Here is a 20,751-nt window from a genome sequence, read left to right on the forward strand (position 1 = left end):
TTTTGTCTAAATGGCGACAAAGTGGCGACAGCGCTTTTTTAAGTGGTTCACCCTTCCTGTCATGTGGAGTAACAGGATCTTCTTGTAGGATGCAGCTCTGCCTGATGGTGCACTTCATGCGGCGACTTTCCCTGGCCATGTTTCGGTGTGTTGTCAGAGAGAAATGAGAATGGCCCCACATTGTGGGGCCATTCTCGGATCCAGTTATCACTCCTGCGTTTCTTCTAGCTGCACGTCGATATTCTTCTTCTGGGTGGCATCGCCGTTGGTGAACGATGTTATCGTCTGGTCTTTTGGACCATGCACACCTGTATTCCGTTGCGTAGTCTACAGACCGAGGCATAAGCCTGTAATCAGAACCGGTACTCGATATGGAGGGTATGGCTGTCCAGCCCCGGGTTCTTGTCATACATATAGGCGTTGGACATGTGCTCATACTGATAGCCGATCAGCCAATTCTTGGTGATGGCGTAACCGAGACCGATACCCAGAGCGAACTGGAAGGGGCCGCCGTAATCCTTGTAGCCGTGGCCGCGAGTGCCAAATTGGTACTGATCGAGCCAGACCATTTCGCCGGGGAGCCAGGTTACCCAGTTACCCCATTGGCATTCGATACGGGCGCCGCCCCCCAGTCTGGCGCTCTCTTCATCTTCAACCTTGAGCATACCGCCACGTACCCCCAGCCCAAATTGGCAGCCGGAGTCTCCCCAACGCCAAAACATATGGTGGAACTTGGCGTCGGCGATGTTGATGTCGAGCTTTTCATTGCTGAAGGCCTTGCCAAGCTGCAGTACCACGATATTGTCATTGGCCATTGCAGCCTGACTGGCGAGCAGTGCTGTCAGCAGGCCGATCCTTGATAGAGTGTTAGCGTCCATGCCCCCTCCCGATCCTTGTTGTCATCCTGATGATCACCCTTCAGGCATAGTCAATCGACGCGCTCCCTGTCAATGCATGGTCACTCGTTAAAAAAATTAAATATTTATGAAAAATCAACTATCTGCATGGCCTGATGTGATTTGGCGGGCGTGGAAATGGGGAGATGAAAAAGCCCTTCACCATGGTGAAGGGCTTTTTGCTATCTGGCGTTATCCGCTCGGGTGAACCCGTTCGGGCTTAGTAGCCTTGCTGGTGCACATCCATCACGGCGCGGCCTGACGGGTCGGCCATCTCCTTGAACTTGGCATCCCACTCCAGCGCGGTGGGGGTGGAGCAGGCGACCGACTTGCCGTAGGGCACGGTACGGGCGGCGGCTTCCAGCGGGAAGTGCTCGTCGAAGATGGCGCGGTAGAAGTAGGCTTCCTTGGTGAGCGGGGTGTTGATGGGGAAGCGGAATGCGGCCGCCTCGAACATCTGATCCGTCACTTCCTGTTCCACCATGGCTTTCAGGCTGTCGATCCACGAATAACCTACGCCGTCGGAGAACTGCTCCTTCTGGCGCCATGCCACTTCGTGGGGCAGCAGATCCTCGAACGCTTCGCGCAGGATGTGCTTCTCGATCTTGCCCTTGCCGCACATCTTGTCGGCAGGTTGCAGGCGCATCGCCACGTCCATGAACTCCTTGTCTAGGAAGGGCACGCGACCCTCGACACCCCAGGCGGCCATCGATTTGTTGGCGCGCAGGCAGTCATAGAGGTGCAAAGAGGCGAGCTTGCGCACGTTCTCTTCGTGGAACTCGCGGGCGTTGGGCGCCTTGTGGAAGTAGAGGTAGCCACCGAACAGCTCGTCGGAGCCTTCGCCGGAGAGCACCATCTTGATCCCCATCGCCTTGATGTAGCGGGCCATCAGATACATGGGCGTGGAGGCGCGGATGGTGGTGACGTCATAGGTCTCGAGGTGATAGATGACGTCGCGCAGGGCATCCAAACCCTCCTGCACGGTGAAGTGGATCTGGTGGTGGATGGTGCCCAGATGGTCAGCCACCTTGCGGGCGGCGGCGAGATCCGGCGACCCTTCCAGACCGACGGCGAAGGAGTGCAGTTGCGGCCACCAGGCTTCGCTCTTGCCATCGTCCTCGATGCGGCGCGCCGCATAGAGTTTGGTAATGGCGGAGATAACGGAGGAGTCCAGCCCGCCGGAGAGCAGCACGCCATAGGGCACGTCACACATCAGCTGGCGCTTGACAGCGGCTTCCAGCGCGGCTTTCAGCTCGGCCTTGTCACTGACATTGTGCTCGACCGCGGCGTACTCCATCCAGTCGCGCTTGTACCACTGTTTGAGCTCGCCATCCTTGCTCCACAGGTAGTGTCCCGGCGGGAAGGTTTCGACGCTCTTGCAGACCGGCACCAGCGCCTTCATCTCGGAGGCGACATAGAAGTTGCCGTGCTCGTCGCGGCCGGTATAGAGGGGGATGATCCCCATGTGGTCGCGACCAATCAGGTAGGCATCCTGTTCGGCGTCATAAAGGATGAAGGCAAAGATGCCGTTGAGATCGTCGAGAAACGCCGGGCCCTTCTCCTTGTAGAGAGCGAGCAGCACTTCACAGTCGGATTTGGTCTGGAACTGGAAGTCGACCTTGAGGGTTTTCTCCAGCTCTTTGTGGTTGTAGATCTCGCCATTGACCGCCAGCACATGGGTGCGCTCGGGGTTGTAGAGTGGCTGGGCGCCATTGCCCGGATCGACGATGGCCAGACGCTCGTGCACCAGGATGGCTTTGTCGGAGCTGTAGACGCCGGACCAGTCAGGCCCGCGGTGACGAAGTCGCTTGGACATCTCCAGCGCCGATTTGCGCAGGGCGACTGCATCGGACTTGATATCCAGAATGCCGAAAATTGAACACATTGGCGGTAATCCTCTTGATTTTTATATGAGCCCCCCACGTTTGGGCTCGAAATTCCATTTACATTCCTCGTCAGACACAATGCCTAGCGGAAAAACCTTTTGCAAGCGGGAAAACCGCAGAAAATCATGCCGTAAGCGTCAAGCAGATCAACAGGATAAGGGTTGCTGCAACGGGGCAGGGTGACGTGAACGTCAAGTCGAGGCGGGTTCGAAGATGACATAGACCTTGCGACAGGGGGTGAGGGTCTCCCACTCGCCAACAAAGCCTGCCGGAATCACGAATTGATCGCCGGGTTTGAGAGCAAGCTGGCCGCCCTCACTGTCATGGATCACCACATCCCCCTCCAGCAGTTGGCAATACTCGTGCTCGGTGTAGTTAATGGCCCAGCGGCCGGGCTCGCAAGCCCAGAAGCCCACGTGAAACTGCTGGCTTGGGTCGGAGTAGTGGTTCCACACCGTTTGCGCCGGGTTGCCCGCTTTAATGCGCTCGGGGGCGGGCATCAGCGGGGTTGGGGCCGCCTCGTGGCGGTCCGGCAAAATCCAGTCGTTGAGGGTCTTCATGGTGCCTCCTTGGCTTCGGCAGATAGGAACGCGGGGCCATCCCGGCCCCGCGTTTGTTCGTTTTATTAAACGAGGTTGTGCATAACTTAAACGATGCGCATTCCCTTGCCAAGGGCTGCTGGGCGACGACTCAGAGCGGCTGCAAGCGGCGGATCACATGGCGGGCAAAGCCGCTGCCTGCTTCGTTGTAGACGTTGAACACTGCATCCACCCCCTGCTCCTTGAGGGAGGCGATATCATCCTCGAAGCGAACGATGGCGGCTATCTTGCCGGCAAAACCGTGGCTGCGCAGCTTCTCGATGGCGTAGAGATTCCCCGAGTGGTGGGGCATGGCCAGCAGCACCAGATTGACCTGATTGGAGAGCAGCACCTTGTCCCAGAAGTCGGTATCGGTGGCATCCCCCTCGATGACGTTCATCCCCTGGGCGCGCAGGGTCGGCAGCTTCTCGCTGTCGTTCTCCACCCCGAGGATGACGTTGCCGTACTTGTTCTCCAGCTCGAAGTAGGCCCCCTGACCGATCCGTCCCATGCCGAGGATGATCACCTCCGCATCGCCAAGCTCGATGGGTCTGTCTTCCGGATGGAGGTTGCTCGCCTGCAATCCTCGCAGCCAGTGGCCGATGCGGTGATAAATACGTTCGCTCTGGGCATTGAGCGGGGCGGAGATCATAAAGCTGGCCGCCAGTGCCAGCGAGACCGCCACCAGCCACTCGTGGGAGATCCAGCCCGCCTTGGCGGCGATAGCCGCGACGATCAGGCCAAACTCCGAGAAGTTGGTGAGCGCCAGGGTAGAGAGCAGCGCGGTGCGTACTCGCAGGTGTGCGCCGCTGTAGACCAGATAGTAGAGCGCGCTTTTGAGCGGCAGGGCCAGCACCAGCGCCAGCGCCAGCAACATGGTGTCGTGGGTCGGCAGACCGTTGAGGCCGATGGTGAGGAAGAAGCAGATAAGAAACAGGTCTTTGAGGTTGAAGAGCGCCTTGGCCAGCCCAGCTGCGGCAGGATGGGAGGCGAGCAGCATGCCAATGATGAGGGCTCCCAGATCCGGCTTGAGGCCAACCACTTCAAAACCGGCGGCCCCGACCACCAGCGCCAGAAAGACTCCGAACAGCACCTGCAGCTCGCCGTGACCGGCCCGCTCCAAGAGCTTGAACAGCAGCGGGCGTAGCAGCGGCAGCCCCAGCACCCAGAGTGCCCAGATACTGGGCCATTTGCCGCTGGAGAAGGCCAGAAACGCCACTGCGAATACATCCTGCATCACCAGCACACCGATGGCGATGCGGGCGTAGAGGGCGTTCATGTCGCTGCGATCTTCCAGCACCTTGACCGCAAAGACGGTGCTGGAGAAGGAGAGGGCAAAACCCAGCAGCAGCGCCAGCTTCCAGTCCAGCGAGAGGGCAAGTTCAAGCCCCAGTCCCTTGCAGACCAGCAGAACTACGGTAAAGAGCAGAGTGGAGAGCAGCAGGTGCAGGCTGGTAGTGCCCCACACATCGCGCCGCATCAGGGTCTTGATATTGAGCTTGAGACCGATGGTGAACAGCAGCAGGGTGACGCCGAGATCGGCCACCTCGCTCAGGGCGGGGGTATTTTCATATCCCATGCCGTTGAGGATAAAACCGGCGGCCAGAAAGCCGAGCAGGGGGGGCAGGCCAATCAGATTGACTACCATGCCGCAGCCAAAGGCCACGGCGATGAGAATGGGTTCCATAACAGGTCCAGCTGGGGCAGGGGAGACCTGCCCTGTTTAAATCCTTGGGTATCAGACGATATCGATGTCGACCACGGAGTCGAAAATATGGTTCGGCCGAAACGGCATGCGGTCGATATCGGCGACCTTGCTCACCCCGGAGAGCACCAGCACTGTCTCGAGACCGGCCTGAAAGCCCGCCAGAATGTCGGTGCGCAGGTTGTCGCCGATGATGATGGTGTCGTCGGAATGGGCCTCCATCCGGTTGAGCGCCGCACGAATGATCCAGGCGCTGGGCTTGCCGACATAGAACGGCTTCTTGCCGGTCATCCGCTCGATGGGGGCGCACAGGGCGCCGCAGGCCGGGTGCATCATGGGGCCGTGGGTATCGGGGTTGGTGGCGATAAAACGGGCCCCCTGATCGACGAACTTGGCCCCCTGTTGCATCATGGTCCAGTTGTAGTTGCGGGTCTCGCCAACCACCACGAAGTCCGGGTCTATGTCGGTGATGGTGAAACCGGCCTTGTAGAGCTCGTGGGTCAGCGCCCCTTCACCGATCACATAGGCCTTCTTGCCATCCTGACGCTTGAGGAAGTCGGCGGTGCCCATGGCGGAGGTATAGAAGCACTCCTCCGGCACGTCGATCCCGGCGGAGCGGAAGCGGTTTTGCAGATCCTTCTGGGTCTGCGCCGGGTAGTTGGTGAGGAACAAGAGCTTGCTGCCCTGCTCCAGCAGGCGATGGACGAAACGGTCGGCACCGGGGATGAGATCGTTGTTGTGCAGGATGACACCGTCGATATCGCAGATGACGTTCTTCTTCATGAAAACTCCTTGTCAGGGCGCAGGCGAGCCGCCAATCGTTAAGATGTTCAATCATTTATGATTTTTGTGACGCCATTATAAGTCTGTTTGATGACAAGTCTCCCCTGTCTCGCCACTTCGGTGCACAATAAAGCTGCCGTCGGGTCAGTCTGGTGGAGGGGCTGACGCCGGATCACTTTGCTGATGGAGCCGTTGCCATGGACACCCCGATTCCCAAGCCAGTCACACCCGAACACCTCACCGCCGCGCAATTTATCGCCGGACTGCCGAAACTGGAGCTGCACCTGCATATCGAGGGCAGCCTCGAACCCGAGCTGATGTTTGAGCTGGGCCGCCGCAACGGCGTGCTACTGCCCTGGCCCGACGTGGCCAGCGTGCGCGCCGCCTATGACTTTGACTGCCTGCAATCCTTTCTCGACCTCTACTATCGCGGCGCCAGCGTGCTGGTGACCGAGCAGGACTTCTTCGACCTCACCTGGGCCTATCTTGAGCGTTGCGCCGCCGACAAGGTGGTGCATGTGGAGGTCTTCTTTGACCCGCAGACCCATACCGCCCGCGGCGTCCCCTTTGCTACTGTGCTGGGCGGCATCGAGCGGGCGCTGCAGACCGGGGAGAAGGAGTTTGGCATCAGCTGGCGCCTTATCATGAGCTTTTTGCGCCACCTCAGCGAGGAGGAGGCCTTTGCGATGTTGGCAGAGGCTATGCCTTTCCTGTCGCGCATTCACGGCATCGGCCTCGACTCCGGGGAGAGGGGCAATCCGCCCACTAAATTTGCCCGGGTCTTTGCCAAATGCCGCGAGCTGGGGCTGCCGGTGGTGGCCCATGCCGGTGAAGAGGGGCCTGCCGACTACATCTGGCAGGCGATCAACGAGCTGCAGGTATGCCGCATCGATCACGGGGTGCGTTCGGCAGACGATCCCGAGTTGCTGCGCTATCTGGCCGATACTAGGCTGCCACTTACCGTCTGCCCCCTCTCCAACACCCGGCTCAAGGTGTTCGGCAATATGGCCCAGCACAATGTGTTGCGACTGCTGGAGCAGGGGATCTGCGTCACCATCAACTCGGACGATCCCGCCTACTTTGGCGGCTATATGAATGCCAACTTTGCGGCGCTGGCCGATGGCCTTGGCGCGACCATGAGTCAGCTCTGCCGCTTGTCGCTCAATGCCGTTGAGGCGAGCTGGCTCTCTCTGGCCGACAAGGCGCGGCTGACCCGGGAGATCCGCAGTTATGCCGAGACTCACGGGGTGATCCTGCATTGAGTCAGGCGCCAATGAAGTCGAGATGATATGCAGTGGATATAAAGAGAGGCCCGCCATCACTGGCGGGCCTCTCATCTTTCAAAGGCTGGTGTGGTTGCCGGGGAAGGCAGTGTTACGCCACTCGCACCAGAAACTTCTCACCCTGTCCTTCGCGCTTGAAGCGCTCGAGCAGGGTGGGCAGCGCCTCGAAGTCGCCCACCACCAGCGGCGGTAGGGTCAGCTCGCCGCTCACCATCTGCTCCATCATGGCGACACCGGCGGCCACCAGTCGGCTCCACTGTTTGTCCGAGCCAAAGGCGTGCTGGGCGCCCAGCGCAATCTCGTGCAATGAGTGGCAATGGCTAAAGGCGGGCAACGGATTGTGCGGGATGCGCCCGAGCACAGTCACCATGTGACCGTAGTAGCCAAGGGCAGGCAGCAGGCTCTCTGCCTGTTGGCTGGAGACCAGATCGATGATCCCCTCGAACGGCTCGTTGCCGTTGGCAGTCTGCAAGGTGGCCAGCCAGTCGGGATCCCGATAATCGGCTACACCCTGCACACCGATCTGTTTGAGCCAGTGATGGTGGCGTGGGCTGGCGCTGGCAAAGACTCGCGCTCCTTGCTTGAGGGCGAGCTGTACCGCAAAGCGGCCGACGCTGCTGCCAGCACCGGTGATGAGCAGTGCTTCCCCGTGCAGGCGCGGCAGCTTGGCCAGCGCCTGCCACGCGGTGAGGCCGGGACAGGGCAGGGCGGAGGCCGCCTCGTCACTCAGGGCATCGGGCACTGGCAGCAGGGCGCGGGCTGGTACCCGGGTGTGGCGGGCAAAGCTGCCGTGGTGGCGCAGGTCGGTGTGATAGGCGACCCGGGCACCGAGGCGCAGATGGCTGACGTTGGCGCCGAGGGCCACGATAGTGCCCATGCCATCGACGCCGGGCACCTGACCATCCTGCCAGTTGGAGTGGCCATACTCGATCAGCTTCCAGTCCACCGGATTGAAGGCGATAACCCGGTTTGCCACCAGTACCTCGTCAGGGGCGAGCGGTGCCAGGGGCAGGTCGACGAGGGTAAGCTGGGTCGGTTCACCGGGGGCATGCCAGCACCAGGCTTGGGTGTGATTCATGATGACTCCTTGTGAAAGCGAGGGGAGAGAACAACGAGATCATTGCAACAGTGATTCGGTCAGTCATATCACTGTTGCTAATGCGCAACAATACGGCAGGCCCCAACCTGTGGGGCCTGCTTTACGTGGCCGGTTGGCCATCGGCAATCAGCGGCTGGTTGTTGTGTCCTCGGCCTGATAGACGGGGTAGTCTGTCAGCCCTTTTTCGCCGCCGCCAAACAGGGTGGCCGGATCGTGGGGGGCCAGTGGATAGCCGTGACGCAGACGGTTCGGCAGATCCGGGTTGGCGACGAAGGGGCGGCCAAAGCCAATCATGTCGGCCCAGCCGGCTTCGAGGGCGGCGCGAGCCCGCTCGCCATCATATTTGCCGGCATAGATCAGGGTGTTGGGGAAGGCATCCCGCAGACCCTGCTTGAAGTGCTCCGGCATCAGGGGGGCATCGTCCCAGTCCGCCTCGGCAATGTGCAGGTAGACCACGTTGAGCTGGCCCAGCAGACGAGCGGCCGCCAGATAGGTCTCCTGCGGATTGGCATCGACTGTGCCGTTGAGGGTGGTGAGCGGCGCAAGACGCACCCCGACCCGGTCGGCGCCGATTTCGCTGCAGACCGCCTCGGTCACCTCTTTGAGGAAGCGCAACCGGTTTTCCAGCGATCCGCCGTAACTGTCGGTGCGGGCGTTGGATTCGGAGTCGAGGAACTGGTTGATGAGATAACCGTTGGCGGCGTGCAGCTCGATGCCGTCAAAACCGGCGCTGATGGCGTTGCGGGCCGCCTGACGGAACTGGCCCACCACTGCATCGATATCGGCCTTAGTCATGGCGCGCGGGGTGACGGTCTCGACAAAGCCCGGCGCATCGCTGCCGTTATCGACGAACACCTTGACGCCCACTGCGGGCAGGGCTGAAGCGGAGATGGGCTGGGCACCGCCGATGTTATCCGGATGGGTGACGCGGCCCACGTGCCAGAGCTGGGCGAAGATGGTGCCCCCCTTGGCGTGCACGGCATCGGTCACCCCTTTCCAGCCAGCGATCTGCTCGGCGCTGTAGATCCCCGGCGTCCAGGCATAGCCCTTGCCCATGGGGTCGATTTGGGTGCCTTCGCTGATGATCAGGCCCGCCTCGGCGCGCTGGGCGTAGTAGCTGGCCATCATGGCGTTGGCCACATCACCGGGTTGACTGGCACGGGAGCGGGTCATGGGGGGCATGACGATGCGGTTGGCAAGGTGCAGCTGGCCGAGGCGCAGCGGGCAGAACAGGTGATCGTGGCTCATCTTGAGTTCCTCATGGTGGAAGTGAGGCCACTTTATGCCGCCATCTTGTTGTGAAAAAGAGGGGTAATTGCACAAGAGAATTGTGCTTGATGCAGCAATCAGCACAAACCGCCGGGAAAGAAGGCGTTGAGGCATAAAGTTGAAGCATAAAAAAGAGGGCCGTCTGGCCCTCTTCTATTTTCTGCTGGTGGCAGGCTCAAGCAGCGGCGGGCATCACTTTCACCCGCTCGATGCGCCGCTCGCTCACCTCGATCACCTCGAAGTTGAGCTGCTGCAGTTGCAACTGCTGGCCCGGGGTGGGCAGAGTGCCGAAGTGGGAGAGCAGCATGCCCGCCAGGGTCACGTATTCATCGCTCTCGCTCACCAGCCCCTCGTACTCCAGCACCTGCTCCACATGGTGGATGTTGGTGCTGCCGTTGATCAGCCACCCTTCGCCATCGCGCACGATATCCGGGGTTTCGTCCTCGTCCGGCAGTTCGCCGACGATGGCCTCCAGCAGGTCGTGGGTGGTGACCAGCCCCTGAATGACGCCAAACTCGTCGGAGACCAGAATAAGGCTCCCCTTGGCTTTGCGCAGCTCCGCCAGCAGGCGGATCACGTTGATGGTCTGCGGCACGATTATGGGATCGTTCTGCTTGGCCAGTTCGCTCAAGGATTGCCCTTCGTTCAAGGCAAACAGCAGATCGCGCGCCTTGACCACTCCGATCACCTCGTCCAGATCCCCGTCACAGATAGGGAACAGGCTGTGGGGCTCGCGCTGCAGCAGGGCGCGGATCTCGTCGCTGGAGTCGTTGATATCGATCCAGGCCATCTCCGAGCGCGGGGTCATGATGGTGCGAATGGAGCGCTCGGCCAGCGACAGCACGCCGGTCACCATATAGCGCTCCTCCTCGCCAAAGCTGAGCGGTTCGGCAGGTGCGGCATCCAGATCGTCATCCGGTCTGTCCTGATACGCCTTGCTCCCCATCAATTTGAAGATGGCGGCGGTGGTGCGCTCACGCAGGGGCAGCTTGGATTCGTGACGCATGGCGCTGCGCTGGGCCAGCTGGTTGAAAAACTCGATCAGCACCGAGAAGCCGATGGCTGCGTAGAGGTAGCCCTTCGGAATGTGGAAACCGAACCCTTCCGCCACCAGGCTGAAGCCGATCATCAGCAGGAAGCTCAGACAGAGCACCACCACGGTGGGGTGGGCGTTGACGAAACGGGTCAGCGGTTTGGAGGCAAGCACCATCACCACCATGGCGATGGTCACGGCGGCCATCATCACGCCGAGGTGTTCCACCATGCCGACGGCGGTGATGATGGAGTCGAGCGAGAAGACCGCATCGAGCACCAGAATTTGGGCGATCACCACGCCGAAGCTGGCGTAGGCGCCGACCGGGCCATCATCCTGGGGTTTGGCTTCCAGCCGCTCATGTAGCTCGGAGGTGGCCTTGAACAGCAGGAACAGGCCGCCCCCCATCAGGATCAGGTCCCGACCGGAGAAGGGGTGATCCCACAGGTGCAAAATCGGGGTGGTCAGGGTGACCAGCCATGACATGACGCTCAGAAGTCCAAGTCGCATCAGCAGGGCCAGCGACAGGCCGATGACGCGTGCCTTGTCCCGCTGGGCGGGAGGCAGTTTTTTCACCAGAATGGCGATAAAGACCAGGTTGTCGATCCCCAGCACGATTTCCAGAATGATCAGGGTAAACAGACCGATCCAGATATGGGGATCCAGCAGCAATTCCATTGTGACGACCTCAATAAAAACAGACAGAGCAAACAGTGATCACGGCGCACGATGGCCGCAGTAACAGCAAGGCAAAGGTGTTATTCAGAGGCGCTGATTAAGCAGAAAAAGATAGGCTTTGACAGAGAGAGACGAAGGGCAACTTCGGGGATTGTCCATGATGGGCAATAAAACCTCGGGTGAAAAATGAGCCCTGATGATAGCGGCTGGCGCCAATTTGGCAAGAGCAGCGTCAGCGGGGCGTGATGGGGTTGTGATGCGACAGGGGAGGAGGCCGTGCCACGCTCCCCCGTGCGGTCGTTACAACCAGCGCTTTTCGCGGGTGAAACAGACCGAGAGCCAGGCATCCCCCAGGGTATCGCCGAGGCGGGACCAGAGCTCCTGACGCAGGGCATCCTGACGCTCGACGGGCCACTCTTGACCCGGCGCCACCAGAATGTTCAATTCCAGATCGAAGCGGCGACCGCTTTTGGCCAGATGGCTGTAGCACTCGATGCCGTGGCGCTGGCGCAGCGCCTCGATCTCCTGCTCGACTTGCCGTGGCACATCCCCCTTGGGGGCGATCTTCAACACTTCCCGCAGGTTGCGGCCGAGCACCTTGATGGGAATGAGGGTGGCGCAGAGGGCCAGCAGCGAGACCAGCACCGGGTCTATGTAGCGGTTGTATTGGCCGTAGCCGATGGCATCAAGGCCAATGGCGACCACGAAACCGATAAGCAGGGTGGCGCTGAGCAGGGTATCCACCAGCCACTCTTTGGAGTCGACCCGCACCAGCTCGGAGTCTACCTGCTCGGCGACCTGGGCTTCGATGCGATAGATGATGGCGCAGAAGAAGGTGGAGACGGCGGCATAGATGAGGGCGTGGCCGAGATCGATCTCCCGTCCGCCATCCAGCAGGGTGGTGATGCCGCTATAGAGGGCGCCGAGACAGAGCAGCAAGATAATGGCGCCATTGATGACGTTGGTGATGGGCTCGAAGTGGGCATAGCCGTACTGGAAGCGCGCATCGGAAGGGCGGGTAACGAGATAGGCGGTAACAAGACCGAGGCCTGTCATGCCCATGCTGAACAGGGTAAAGATACCATCGAGCATGATGGCGTTGGAACCGACGAAGAGGCCGTAGCTGATGCCGAAGATGGCGAAAGTGATGCAGCCAAACAGCGACAGGGTGAGTGCCTGCTTCTCTGTGGTGACCAGCGTACTGATAACATGGCTGTGGTGAGCCATAAAAGTCCTCCTTTCAAATGGTTAATATTGCTACGCGCAAGGGGTTTTCTAGCTGATATACTGCCCGCTCACATGTGAGCGGACTGGCCTGATTGCCATTGATAGGCGAGGGGCCAGTCGTAGTCGCCGGGGTGCCGGCATCAAGCAAAATAAGGGAACAAGGATTCATGATCCCGAGACTCGATTACCAGGACAGTTTGTCACCCACAACCCTGTCGTTCCTAGAGTTGCTAGGGCGCAGCGCCTTTCGTGGTGATATCGAAAAGTCTTATGCAAGCCGGTTGGCGATGGCGACGGATAACAGCGTCTATCAGGTAGTACCTCAGGCGGTTCTCTATCCGCGCAATGCGGACGACATAGCAGCAATGCTCAAGCTGGCCGCAGAGCCGGCGTTCGCCTCCCTGAGCTTTTTCCCTCGTGGTGGCGGTACCGGCACCAATGGTCAGTCATTGGGCGGCGGCATTATCGTCGATCTCTCCCGTTATATGAACCAGATCATGGAAATTAATCTGGAGGAGGGGTGGGTGCGCGCCCAGGCTGGGGTGGTGAAAGACCAGCTCAACGCCTATCTCAAGCCCCATGGCTACTTCTTCTCGCCGGATCTCTCCACTTCCAACCGCGCCACTTTGGGCGGCATGATCAACACCGATGCTTCGGGGCAAGGGTCACTGGTCTACGGCAAAACCTCGGATCACGTGCTCGGCCTCAAAGCCGTGCTGGAGAATGGTGACATCATGGCGACCGAGCCGCTAAGTAGCGAACGGCTTGCCGACAAGCTGGCGCTGGAGAATCGGGAAGGGGAGATCTATCGCACCCTCTATCGTATCGGCAAGGAGCGCCGCGCCGACATCGAGGCGACCTTCCCCAAGCTCAACCGCTTTTTGACCGGTTACGATCTCAAGCACCTCTATCAACCCGATACCGACACGCTGGATGTGAGCCGGGTGCTGTGCGGATCTGAAGGGTCTCTCGGCTTTATCACCGAAGCCAAACTCAACATCACACGCATTCCGCGCTATCGCACTCTCGTCAACGTCAAGTACGACAGCTTCCCCTCTGCTCTGCGCAACGCCCCCTTTATGGTGCAGGCCCAGGCGCTGTCGGTGGAGACGGTGGATTCCCGGGTGCTCGGGCTGGCCCGTGCCGACATCATCTGGCATTCGGTGAAAGAACTTATTCAGGATGTGCCCGGCAAGGATCTGCAGGGGCTCAACATCGTCGAGTTTGCCGATACCGATGAGGCAGAACACAAGGCCAAGGTAGCTGAGCTCTGTCGCCGTATCGACGCGCTGCTGGCCAAGGGCGAGGCGGGGATCATCGGCTATCAGGTGTGTGACCACTTGCCGAGCATCGAGACCATCTACACCATGCGCAAGAAGTCGGTGGGGCTGCTGGGCAACGCCGAAGGGCGCAAGAAGCCGGTGGCCTTCACCGAAGATACCGCCGTGCCGCCCGAGTCACTGGCCGATTTCATCATGGAGTTTCGCGCACTGCTGGATGCCCACGGCCTCGACTACGGCATGTTCGGCCACGTCGATGCCGGTGTGCTGCACGTGCGCCCGGCGCTCGACTTGTGCGATCCCGAGCAGGAGGTGCTGCTGCGGCGCATCTCCGATCAGGTGGTAGCGCTCACCGCCAAATATGGCGGCTTGATGTGGGGGGAACATGGCAAGGGCTTTCGCTCCGAATACAGTCCCGCCTTCTTTGGCGAGCTGTGGGAAGAGCTGCAGCGGGTCAAGGGGGCGTTCGACCCGGCCAACCGCATCAACCCGGGCAAGATCTGTATCCCCTACGGTAGCGGCGCCGAGCTGGTGTCGGTGGATGGCCCCAAGCGCGGCAAGTATGACCGCCAGATCCCGCTCGCCGTGCGCACCAGCTACACCCGCGCCATGGATTGCAACGGCAATGGTCTGTGCTTCACCTTCGAGACCGACTCCCCCATGTGCCCCTCGGTCAAGATCAGCCGCGATCGCCGCCACTCCCCCAAGGGGCGGGCGGGCCTGATGCGTGAATGGTTGCGTCAGCTGGCGGAGCAGGGCTTCGATCCGCTGGCGGAAGAGGTGGCGCTGCAATCCGGTGGCGTGCGCTTCAAACAGCTGGTGGACAAGGTGCGCAACAGCTGGGCCAAACAGCGCGGCGAGTATGATTTCTCCCACGAGGTGATGGAGGCGATGGCAGGCTGTCTGGCCTGCAAGGCGTGCACCAGCCAGTGCCCGATCAAGGTGGATGTCCCCGATTTTCGCGCCCGCTTTATGCAGCTTTATCATGGCCGCTACCTGCGCGCCCCCAAGGATTACTTCGTCGGCACGGTGGAGAGCTATGCGCCGTTGCTTGCCAAGGCGCCGAAGCTGGTCAACTTCTTCCTCGAAAAAGAGTGGGCCCAGAAGGCGACCGAGAAGAGCATCGGCATGGTCGATGTGCCGCTGCTCTCGGTGCCGACCCTTGCCGAGAGCCTGCACGATAACCGCGCCCGCTATTTTGATCTGCCGGGACTGGAGCGGATGAGTGCCGAGCAACGCAAACAGGTAGTGCTCATCGTGCAGGACCCCTTCACCAGTTATTACGACGCCCCCGTGGTGCGCGACCTGGTGAAACTCGCCAGCAAGCTCGGCTTCCAGCCCTACTTGCTGCCCTTTAAACCCAACGGTAAACCCCAGCATATCAAGGGGTTCCTGCGTGCCTTTGCCCGCACTGCTGCCAACAGCGCCCAGTTCCTCAACAAGGTGGCGGCGCTTGGCATTCCCATGGTGGGGGTGGATCCTGCCATGGTGCTCTGCTATCGCGACGAGTATGCCAAGGCGCTGGGGTCGGCCCGCGGTGATTTTCAGGTGTTGTTGCCGCAGGAGTGGCTGCTCTCGCTGCCAGCAGATCAACTGCCTGCTCGCACTGACAAGACCAAGAGCGAGGAGGGGGGCGAGCCCTGGTATCTCTTTGCCCACTGCACCGAGAAGACCGCCAAGCCCTCCACTCACGGTGACTGGAGCACCCTGTTTGGCCGTTTCGGGGCCAGCTTGCAGCCGGTCTCTGTGGGTTGCTGCGGTATGGCGGGCACCTATGGTCACGACGTCAAACAGGTGGAGAACTCCAAGGGCATCTATGGGTTGAGCTGGGCCGACCCGCTCGCCCGTCTACCCAAAGCGCGCTGTCTGGCGACCGGCTATTCGTGCCGCAGTCAGGTTAAGCGGATGGAGGGGGAAAAGCTCAAACATCCATTGCAAGCCCTGCTGGAGCTGCTCTGATGCTGACGTTTCCCAAGCGGTTTCGGGTGCCGAAGGCCTATCGGCACCCGCGTTTCTTACTGTTACCCGCCACTCCCGCTCAGGCGGTGGTGGAGTTTGTCGCCATGTTGCGCGAGCGCGAGCAGCTCCATCAGCTGTTTCGCCCGAACGATCTCTGGCCCTCCGCCAATTTCAGTCTGAGCCAGCACGAAGGGGATCTGGAGTGGCAGCAGTCGGAGTTTCTGGCCAAGCGCTCCTTTGCCTATGGCCTCTGGAGTCCGGATCGGGAGCCGCAATTTTGGGGCGGGGTTTATCTCTACCCCTCGGTGTTGCCGGAGGTAGCGGTGGAGCTCTTCTTCTGGAAGGTGGCCGAGGCGCCTATCACGGATGAGGAGCTGGAGATTCAGCTGCGCGACTGGCTCGCCAGGGTGTGGCAGTGGCCAGAACCCCGTCTGCCGGGGCGAGAAGTGCCTTGGTCCGAGTGGCCCGGCGTTACCTACCCTTGGTGACATCCCGCTTAAGGGCATGATTGTGTAACACGCAGCTCCGGGTCGGGGCTGCGTTGTTACCACGTCACCCGGTAACCAACAACTCATATAACCGAACCATGTTGCCGATGGAGGGCGTTTCACCCATATCGGTACGCATTCATCGCTTACATAAGGAGTCTGCTCGCAATGAGTCACGATATTGCGCCCATCTGGCGTAAACCCATGAGTCTGGAGGGGCTCAACGCCACCTCTCGCAACACCCTGATGGCCCATCTCGACATCGTCTACACCGCTTTTGGCCCCGACTGGTTGGAAGCGACTATGCCGGTGGATCACCGCACCCACCAGCCCCTTGGCATGCTCCATGGTGGCGCGTCCGTGGTGCTGGCGGAAACGCTTGGGTCGCTGGCGGCCAATATGGCGGTGGGGCCAGATAGCTACTGTGTGGGGTTGGAGGTGAATGCCAACCATCTGCGAGCCAAGCGGGAAGGGGTGGTGACCGGGCGTTGCACGCCACTCCATCTGGGAGCAACAACCCAGGTGTGGCAGATTGAAATTCGGGATGAACGTGAGCGTTTATTGTGCACCAGCCGACTGACCATGGCGGTGCTCAAACACAAGCGGGGCAAGGACTCCAGCGAGGAGTGATCTATAATAACGCACTATGAGTGCAAAATAAGCAAGCCATACTCGTCAGATCCCTCTATAATTGCCAACGTCTTGAGAGGCTTATCACATTTTTCAAGACAGCAGAACAAAGTGGCGCTATAATCGCCGCCTTTTTGCTATTCCGCGGTGTTAGCCGCCTGCCTTAATCTGGAAGAATCTATGTCTGATACCGAACAACTGCCCCTTTTTAGTGAGCTTGGACTGGCCGCGCCTGTATTGAAAGCGCTGCAGGACGTGGGCTATGAGCGCCCGTCACCGATCCAGGCCGCAGCAATTCCCCACCTGATGGCGGGACACGATCTGCTGGGGCAGGCGCAAACCGGTACAGGGAAGACCGCTGCTTTTGCCTTGCCTCTGTTGTCTCGTCTGGAAGCTGGTAACCGCAACACCCAGATCCTGGTGCTGGCGCCTACCCGCGAACTGGCGCTGCAGGTGGCTGAAGCGTGCCAACGCTACGCCCACCACATGCCTGATTTCCACGTACTGCCCATCTACGGCGGTGCCTCCTACGAAACCCAGACCCGCGCCCTGCGTCGCGGTGCCCAGGTTGTCGTCGGTACTCCGGGCCGCGTGATGGACCTGATCCGTCGCAAGAACCTGGACCTCTCCGGCCTGAAAGCTCTGGTACTGGACGAAGCTGATGAAATGCTGCGTATGGGCTTCATCGACGACGTTGACTGGATCATGGAGCAGTGCCCGAGCACTCGTCAGGTTGCCCTGTTCTCTGCCACCATGCCGGAGCAGATCCGTCGCGTGGCCCAGAAGCACCTGAAGCAGCCCAAAGAGATCAAGATTGCCTCCAAGACTGCTACCGCTACCACTATTCGCCAGCGCTACTGGCAGGTAACCGGTCTGCACAAGCTGGACGCCATGACCCGTCTGCTGGAAGTGGAATCCTACGAAGCCCTGCTGGTGTTCGTGCGTACCAAGAACGCCGCTGAAGAGCTGGCTGGCAAGCTGGCCGCCCGTGGCCACGCTTGTGAAGCGCTGCACGGCGACATCCCGCAGAAACTGCGTGAGCGTACCGTCGACAAACTGCGTCAAGGCCAGCTGGATATCCTGATCGCCACCGACGTTGTCGCCCGTGGTCTGGACGTTGAGCGCATCACTCACGTAGTGAACTACGACATTCCGTACGACACCGAATCTTACGTTCACCGTATCGGCCGTACCGGTCGTGCCGGTCGTAAAGGCGAAGCCATCCTGTTCGTGGCTCCCCGCGAGCGTCGTATGCTGCGCGCCATCGAGCACGCAACCCGTCAGGCCATCGAGCCGATGAAGATGCCGAGCACCGAGGACATCAACCAGCATCGTCTGGCCAAGTTCAAAGAGCGCATCCGCGAAACCATGATGGGTGAAGAGCTCGAGATCTACCACAACCTGGTCAACGAGCTGATCGAAGAAGATTCTGCCGATCCGCTGGAGCTGGCTGCTGCACTGGCCAAGCTGGTACAGGGTGACCAACCGCTGCTGCTGGATGACTCCATTCCGGATCCGCTGTTCAACAACAGCAGCGATCGTGGTGGCTTCGAGCGCCGTGACTTCAACGACCGTGGCGGTCGTGATTTCGGTGACCGTGGTGATCGTCCTGCCCGTCGCATGCCGTCCCTGGAGCCGCGTCCGCTGAAAGACAACCCGGATGTGGAGATGGAGCGCTACCGCGTAGACGTGGGTGCCCATCACGGCGTCAAGCCGGGCCAGATCGTGGGCGCCATCGCCAACGAAGCGAATATCGAGAGCCGCTTCATCGGCAACATCGACATCGCTGATGACTTCTCCACCGTCGATCTGCCGAAAGGCATGACCGCCGATGTACTGGAAGTGATCAAGAAAGCCCGTGTTTGCCAGCGTCCGCTGCAGATCACTCGCTACACCGAAGTACCGGCCGGTGGCAACACCAGCAGCCGTCCGCCCCGTGGTGATCGTCCGTTCCGTGGCGACCGTCCTTTCAACAAGGATCGCCGTCCCCAGGGTGACCGTCCGTTCAACAAGAGCGGGGAGCGCCGTGAAGGTGGCTTCAACAAAGATCGCAAATTCGGTGGCAAGCGTCGCGAAAGCTGATTGCTGATCCCGTTATGAAGAAGGCCGCTCATTGAGCGGCCTTTTTTTCTGCCTGCGGTTTACCCTGTGTTCTTACTGAACGCCAGATCGGCATAAGCCGTTAAATGGGGGAGCGCATGATGGCCACTATTTGATGACTGGATGTCGGGGAAAGAGAGAATACCTTTTCTACTCGACAGGCGGTTGTGACGTGGTTGGGTATCATCCGCCGTTCTGCCATAGGTCTGGGCTGGCAGCCGTTTCTTTGTATTGGCAAGCGTTGGGACGTGTGCACTTGGGCGGATAGTTGGATGGGGAGTGACAGCATTGCGCCCGCTGACTCCGGCGGTCGCAAGGGGTGGCGACTAGTTGGCCGCTCAGAGGCTTTGTCTGGCTGGCCGTCATTATTCATATCGAGCGGGGTAATTGGTTGGCATCAATGAAGAAGGCGACCATCAGGTCGCCTTCTTGTTGTGCATTGTGACGTGCAGAGTTCGCAGCCCGAGGGGCTATCAGAGCACCATGGCGGCAATCCAGCCGAAGATCACCAGCGGGATGTTGTAGTGAATAAAGGTGGGCACCACGCTGTCCCAGATATGGTCGTGCTGGCCGTCGGCGTTGAGGCCGGAGGTGGGGCCCAGCGTTGAATCGGAGGCTGGTGAACCCGCATCCCCCAGCGCGCCTGCGGTACCGACCAGTGCGATGATCGCCATTGGTGAGAAGCCAAGCTGCAGACAGAGCGGCACATAGATGGTGGCGATGATGGGCACGGTGGAGAAGGAGGAGCCGATCCCCATGGTGATGAGCAGGCCCACCAGCAGCATCAGGAAGGCGGCGATCCCCTTGTGCTGACCGATGCCGGAGGCGACCACCTGAACCAGAGAGTCGACCCCGTGGGTCGCCTTCATCACGGCGGCAAAACCGGCTGCGGAGATCATGATGAAGCCGATCAGCGACATCATCCGCACCCCCTGAGTGAAGGCATCCTGGCTTTCGCGAAACTTGATGACGCCGCCGCAGGTGAAGATGACAAAACCGGCCAGCGCACCCAGTACGATGCTGTTGGTCATCAGTTGTAGCCCCAGCGCCACGCCAATGGCCAGCAGGGCCACCCAGATGTGGGTGAGGTTGAGCTCGACTGCTTCGGGCTCGGCATCCAGGATCTTGGCCAGATCGTACTGGCGCGGTTTGCGATAGCTGATGAATACCGCAATCAGCAGGCCCAGTACCATACCGGCGACCGGAATGGCCATCGCCAGCGGGATCTGGCTGGTGGTGATGGGCACGCCGTTATCGATCAGGTTCTTGGCCAGAATGTTATTCAGGAAGATGCCACCAAAGCCGACCGGCAGCACCATGTAGGTGGCGGTCAGGCCAAAGGTGATGACACAGGCCACCTGACGACGGTCGATCTGCATCTGCGCCATCACATGCAGCAGCGGCGGGATCAGGATGGGAATAAAGGCGATGTGAACCGGGATCAGGTTCTGGGAGGAGATCGCCACGGCCAGCACGGAAGAGAGCAGCAGGGTTTTGACCCACATGATGCGGGTCGAGCTGGCATCCTTGCCCAACTGGTTGATCACCTTGCGGGCCAGCAGGTCGGTGATCCCGGAGCGGGAGATGGCAACCGCAAAGGCGCCCAGCATGGCGTAGGAGAGGGCAATCTCGGCGCCACCGCCCAGGCCACCGCTGAAGGTGGTGAGGGTATCGGTCAACGACAGCCCACCGACCAGGCCGCCAGCAATGGCCCCCAGCGCCAGCGAGACCACCACATTGATCCGCAGCAGACTGAGCACCAGCATCAGCCCGACTGCGATAACAACTGGATTCATTTGATTTCCTTATAGTTTGTTATTGCTGTCTGTCATGTGAAGGGGAGTTAGTTTGCGAAAA

At 60.2% G+C, this 20,751-nt stretch carries 15 protein-coding genes; 5 read left to right on the forward strand and 10 right to left on the reverse strand.

Annotated elements, in window-relative coordinates:
- Window positions 1-353 precede the first annotated feature (353 nt).
- The 5 genes from LRL22_RS01950 to LRL22_RS01970 all read right to left on the reverse strand — a co-directional run bounded on the left by LRL22_RS01950 (window position 354) and on the right by LRL22_RS01970 (window position 5,848).
- Complete coding sequence (locus LRL22_RS01950; RefSeq protein ID WP_270904580.1) at window positions 354-878, reverse strand: acyloxyacyl hydrolase; 525 nt, start codon at window positions 876-878, stop codon at window positions 354-356.
- Between the two features lie 238 nt (window positions 879-1,116).
- Window positions 1,117-2,781 (reverse strand): asparagine synthase B, encoded by a 1,665-nt coding sequence (gene asnB / locus LRL22_RS01955; RefSeq protein ID WP_005352808.1) that lies wholly within the window; start codon window positions 2,779-2,781, stop codon window positions 1,117-1,119.
- A 192-nt stretch (window positions 2,782-2,973) separates the two neighbouring features.
- Window positions 2,974-3,342: a cupin domain-containing protein gene (locus tag LRL22_RS01960; protein ID WP_270904581.1), complete on the reverse strand. Its 369-nt coding sequence runs from the start codon at window positions 3,340-3,342 to the stop codon at window positions 2,974-2,976.
- A gap of 130 nt (window positions 3,343-3,472) precedes the next feature.
- On the reverse strand, window positions 3,473-5,047 hold the full coding sequence (locus LRL22_RS01965; protein WP_270904582.1) for a cation:proton antiporter family protein: 1,575 nt from the start codon (window positions 5,045-5,047) through the stop codon (window positions 3,473-3,475).
- A gap of 51 nt (window positions 5,048-5,098) precedes the next feature.
- On the reverse strand, window positions 5,099-5,848 hold the full coding sequence (locus LRL22_RS01970) for an HAD-IIA family hydrolase (protein ID WP_139405489.1): 750 nt from the start codon (window positions 5,846-5,848) through the stop codon (window positions 5,099-5,101).
- A 197-nt stretch (window positions 5,849-6,045) separates the two neighbouring features.
- Between LRL22_RS01970 and LRL22_RS01975 the strand changes: the two genes are divergently transcribed.
- The gene (locus tag LRL22_RS01975) at window positions 6,046-7,110 is read left to right on the forward strand and encodes an adenosine deaminase (protein WP_270904583.1); all 1,065 of its coding nucleotides are present in this window, start codon (window positions 6,046-6,048) and stop codon (window positions 7,108-7,110) included.
- 112 nt (window positions 7,111-7,222) lie between these two features.
- On the opposite strand, the gene LRL22_RS01980 is transcribed toward LRL22_RS01975, so the two are convergent.
- The 4 genes from LRL22_RS01980 to LRL22_RS01995 all read right to left on the reverse strand — a co-directional run bounded on the left by LRL22_RS01980 (window position 7,223) and on the right by LRL22_RS01995 (window position 12,437).
- Window positions 7,223-8,209: a zinc-binding dehydrogenase gene (locus tag LRL22_RS01980; RefSeq protein WP_270904584.1), complete on the reverse strand. Its 987-nt coding sequence runs from the start codon at window positions 8,207-8,209 to the stop codon at window positions 7,223-7,225.
- Between the two features lie 147 nt (window positions 8,210-8,356).
- Window positions 8,357-9,478, reverse strand: a complete 1,122-nt coding sequence (locus LRL22_RS01985) for an alkene reductase (RefSeq protein ID WP_270904585.1) — start codon at window positions 9,476-9,478, stop codon at window positions 8,357-8,359.
- Window positions 9,479-9,674: 196 nt separating this feature from the next.
- Window positions 9,675-11,210, reverse strand: coding sequence for a TerC family protein (locus LRL22_RS01990; RefSeq protein ID WP_270904586.1), 1,536 nt, complete (start codon window positions 11,208-11,210; stop codon window positions 9,675-9,677).
- A 300-nt stretch (window positions 11,211-11,510) separates the two neighbouring features.
- Entirely contained in the window at window positions 11,511-12,437 is a 927-nt protein-coding gene (locus tag LRL22_RS01995) for a cation diffusion facilitator family transporter (protein ID WP_270904587.1), read from the reverse strand.
- A gap of 167 nt (window positions 12,438-12,604) precedes the next feature.
- On the opposite strand from LRL22_RS01995, the gene ydiJ reads away from it, so the two are divergent.
- From ydiJ to LRL22_RS02015, 4 genes are all read left to right on the forward strand, one after another.
- Window positions 12,605-15,676, forward strand: a complete 3,072-nt coding sequence (gene ydiJ, locus LRL22_RS02000; protein WP_270904588.1) for a D-2-hydroxyglutarate dehydrogenase YdiJ — start codon at window positions 12,605-12,607, stop codon at window positions 15,674-15,676.
- Window positions 15,676-16,164, forward strand: a complete 489-nt coding sequence (locus LRL22_RS02005; protein WP_120414494.1) for a hypothetical protein — start codon at window positions 15,676-15,678, stop codon at window positions 16,162-16,164. Before ydiJ ends, LRL22_RS02005 begins: the two co-directional genes overlap by 1 nt.
- Window positions 16,165-16,332: 168 nt before the next feature.
- Complete coding sequence (locus LRL22_RS02010; RefSeq protein ID WP_107685029.1) at window positions 16,333-16,794, forward strand: hotdog fold thioesterase; 462 nt, start codon at window positions 16,333-16,335, stop codon at window positions 16,792-16,794.
- Between the two features lie 180 nt (window positions 16,795-16,974).
- Window positions 16,975-18,876, forward strand: coding sequence for a DEAD/DEAH box helicase (locus LRL22_RS02015; RefSeq protein ID WP_270904589.1), 1,902 nt, complete (start codon window positions 16,975-16,977; stop codon window positions 18,874-18,876).
- Window positions 18,877-19,367: 491 nt separating this feature from the next.
- Here the strand turns inward: LRL22_RS02015 and LRL22_RS02020 are convergent, their stop codons facing one another.
- Window positions 19,368-20,690: a Na+/H+ antiporter family protein gene (locus LRL22_RS02020; protein WP_005361308.1), complete on the reverse strand. Its 1,323-nt coding sequence runs from the start codon at window positions 20,688-20,690 to the stop codon at window positions 19,368-19,370.
- Window positions 20,691-20,751: the final 61 nt, after the last annotated feature.

Origin of the sequence: Aeromonas sp. PI_26 (assembly GCF_027854445.1) — a bacterium.
Lineage (GTDB): Bacteria > Pseudomonadota > Gammaproteobacteria > Enterobacterales > Aeromonadaceae > Aeromonas > Aeromonas veronii.

What these genes read in the sequence shown, in the direction of transcription:
- LRL22_RS01950 (WP_270904580.1), bottom strand. Translation starts at nt 878, where the DNA reads ATGGACGCTAACACTCTATCAAGGATCGGCCTGCTGACAGCACTGCTC.
- asnB (WP_005352808.1), bottom strand. Translation starts at nt 2,781, where the DNA reads ATGTGTTCAATTTTCGGCATTCTGGATATCAAGTCCGATGCAGTCGCC.
- LRL22_RS01960 (WP_270904581.1), bottom strand. Translation starts at nt 3,342, where the DNA reads ATGAAGACCCTCAACGACTGGATTTTGCCGGACCGCCACGAGGCGGCC.
- LRL22_RS01965 (WP_270904582.1), bottom strand. Translation starts at nt 5,047, where the DNA reads ATGGAACCCATTCTCATCGCCGTGGCCTTTGGCTGCGGCATGGTAGTC.
- LRL22_RS01970 (WP_139405489.1), bottom strand. Translation starts at nt 5,848, where the DNA reads ATGAAGAAGAACGTCATCTGCGATATCGACGGTGTCATCCTGCACAAC.
- LRL22_RS01975 (WP_270904583.1), top strand. Translation starts at nt 6,046, where the DNA reads ATGGACACCCCGATTCCCAAGCCAGTCACACCCGAACACCTCACCGCC.
- LRL22_RS01980 (WP_270904584.1), bottom strand. Translation starts at nt 8,209, where the DNA reads ATGAATCACACCCAAGCCTGGTGCTGGCATGCCCCCGGTGAACCGACC.
- LRL22_RS01985 (WP_270904585.1), bottom strand. Translation starts at nt 9,478, where the DNA reads ATGAGCCACGATCACCTGTTCTGCCCGCTGCGCCTCGGCCAGCTGCAC.
- LRL22_RS01990 (WP_270904586.1), bottom strand. Translation starts at nt 11,210, where the DNA reads ATGGAATTGCTGCTGGATCCCCATATCTGGATCGGTCTGTTTACCCTG.
- LRL22_RS01995 (WP_270904587.1), bottom strand. Translation starts at nt 12,437, where the DNA reads ATGGCTCACCACAGCCATGTTATCAGTACGCTGGTCACCACAGAGAAG.
- ydiJ (WP_270904588.1), top strand. Translation starts at nt 12,605, where the DNA reads ATGATCCCGAGACTCGATTACCAGGACAGTTTGTCACCCACAACCCTG.
- LRL22_RS02005 (WP_120414494.1), top strand. Translation starts at nt 15,676, where the DNA reads ATGCTGACGTTTCCCAAGCGGTTTCGGGTGCCGAAGGCCTATCGGCAC.
- LRL22_RS02010 (WP_107685029.1), top strand. Translation starts at nt 16,333, where the DNA reads ATGAGTCACGATATTGCGCCCATCTGGCGTAAACCCATGAGTCTGGAG.
- LRL22_RS02015 (WP_270904589.1), top strand. Translation starts at nt 16,975, where the DNA reads ATGTCTGATACCGAACAACTGCCCCTTTTTAGTGAGCTTGGACTGGCC.
- LRL22_RS02020 (WP_005361308.1), bottom strand. Translation starts at nt 20,690, where the DNA reads ATGAATCCAGTTGTTATCGCAGTCGGGCTGATGCTGGTGCTCAGTCTG.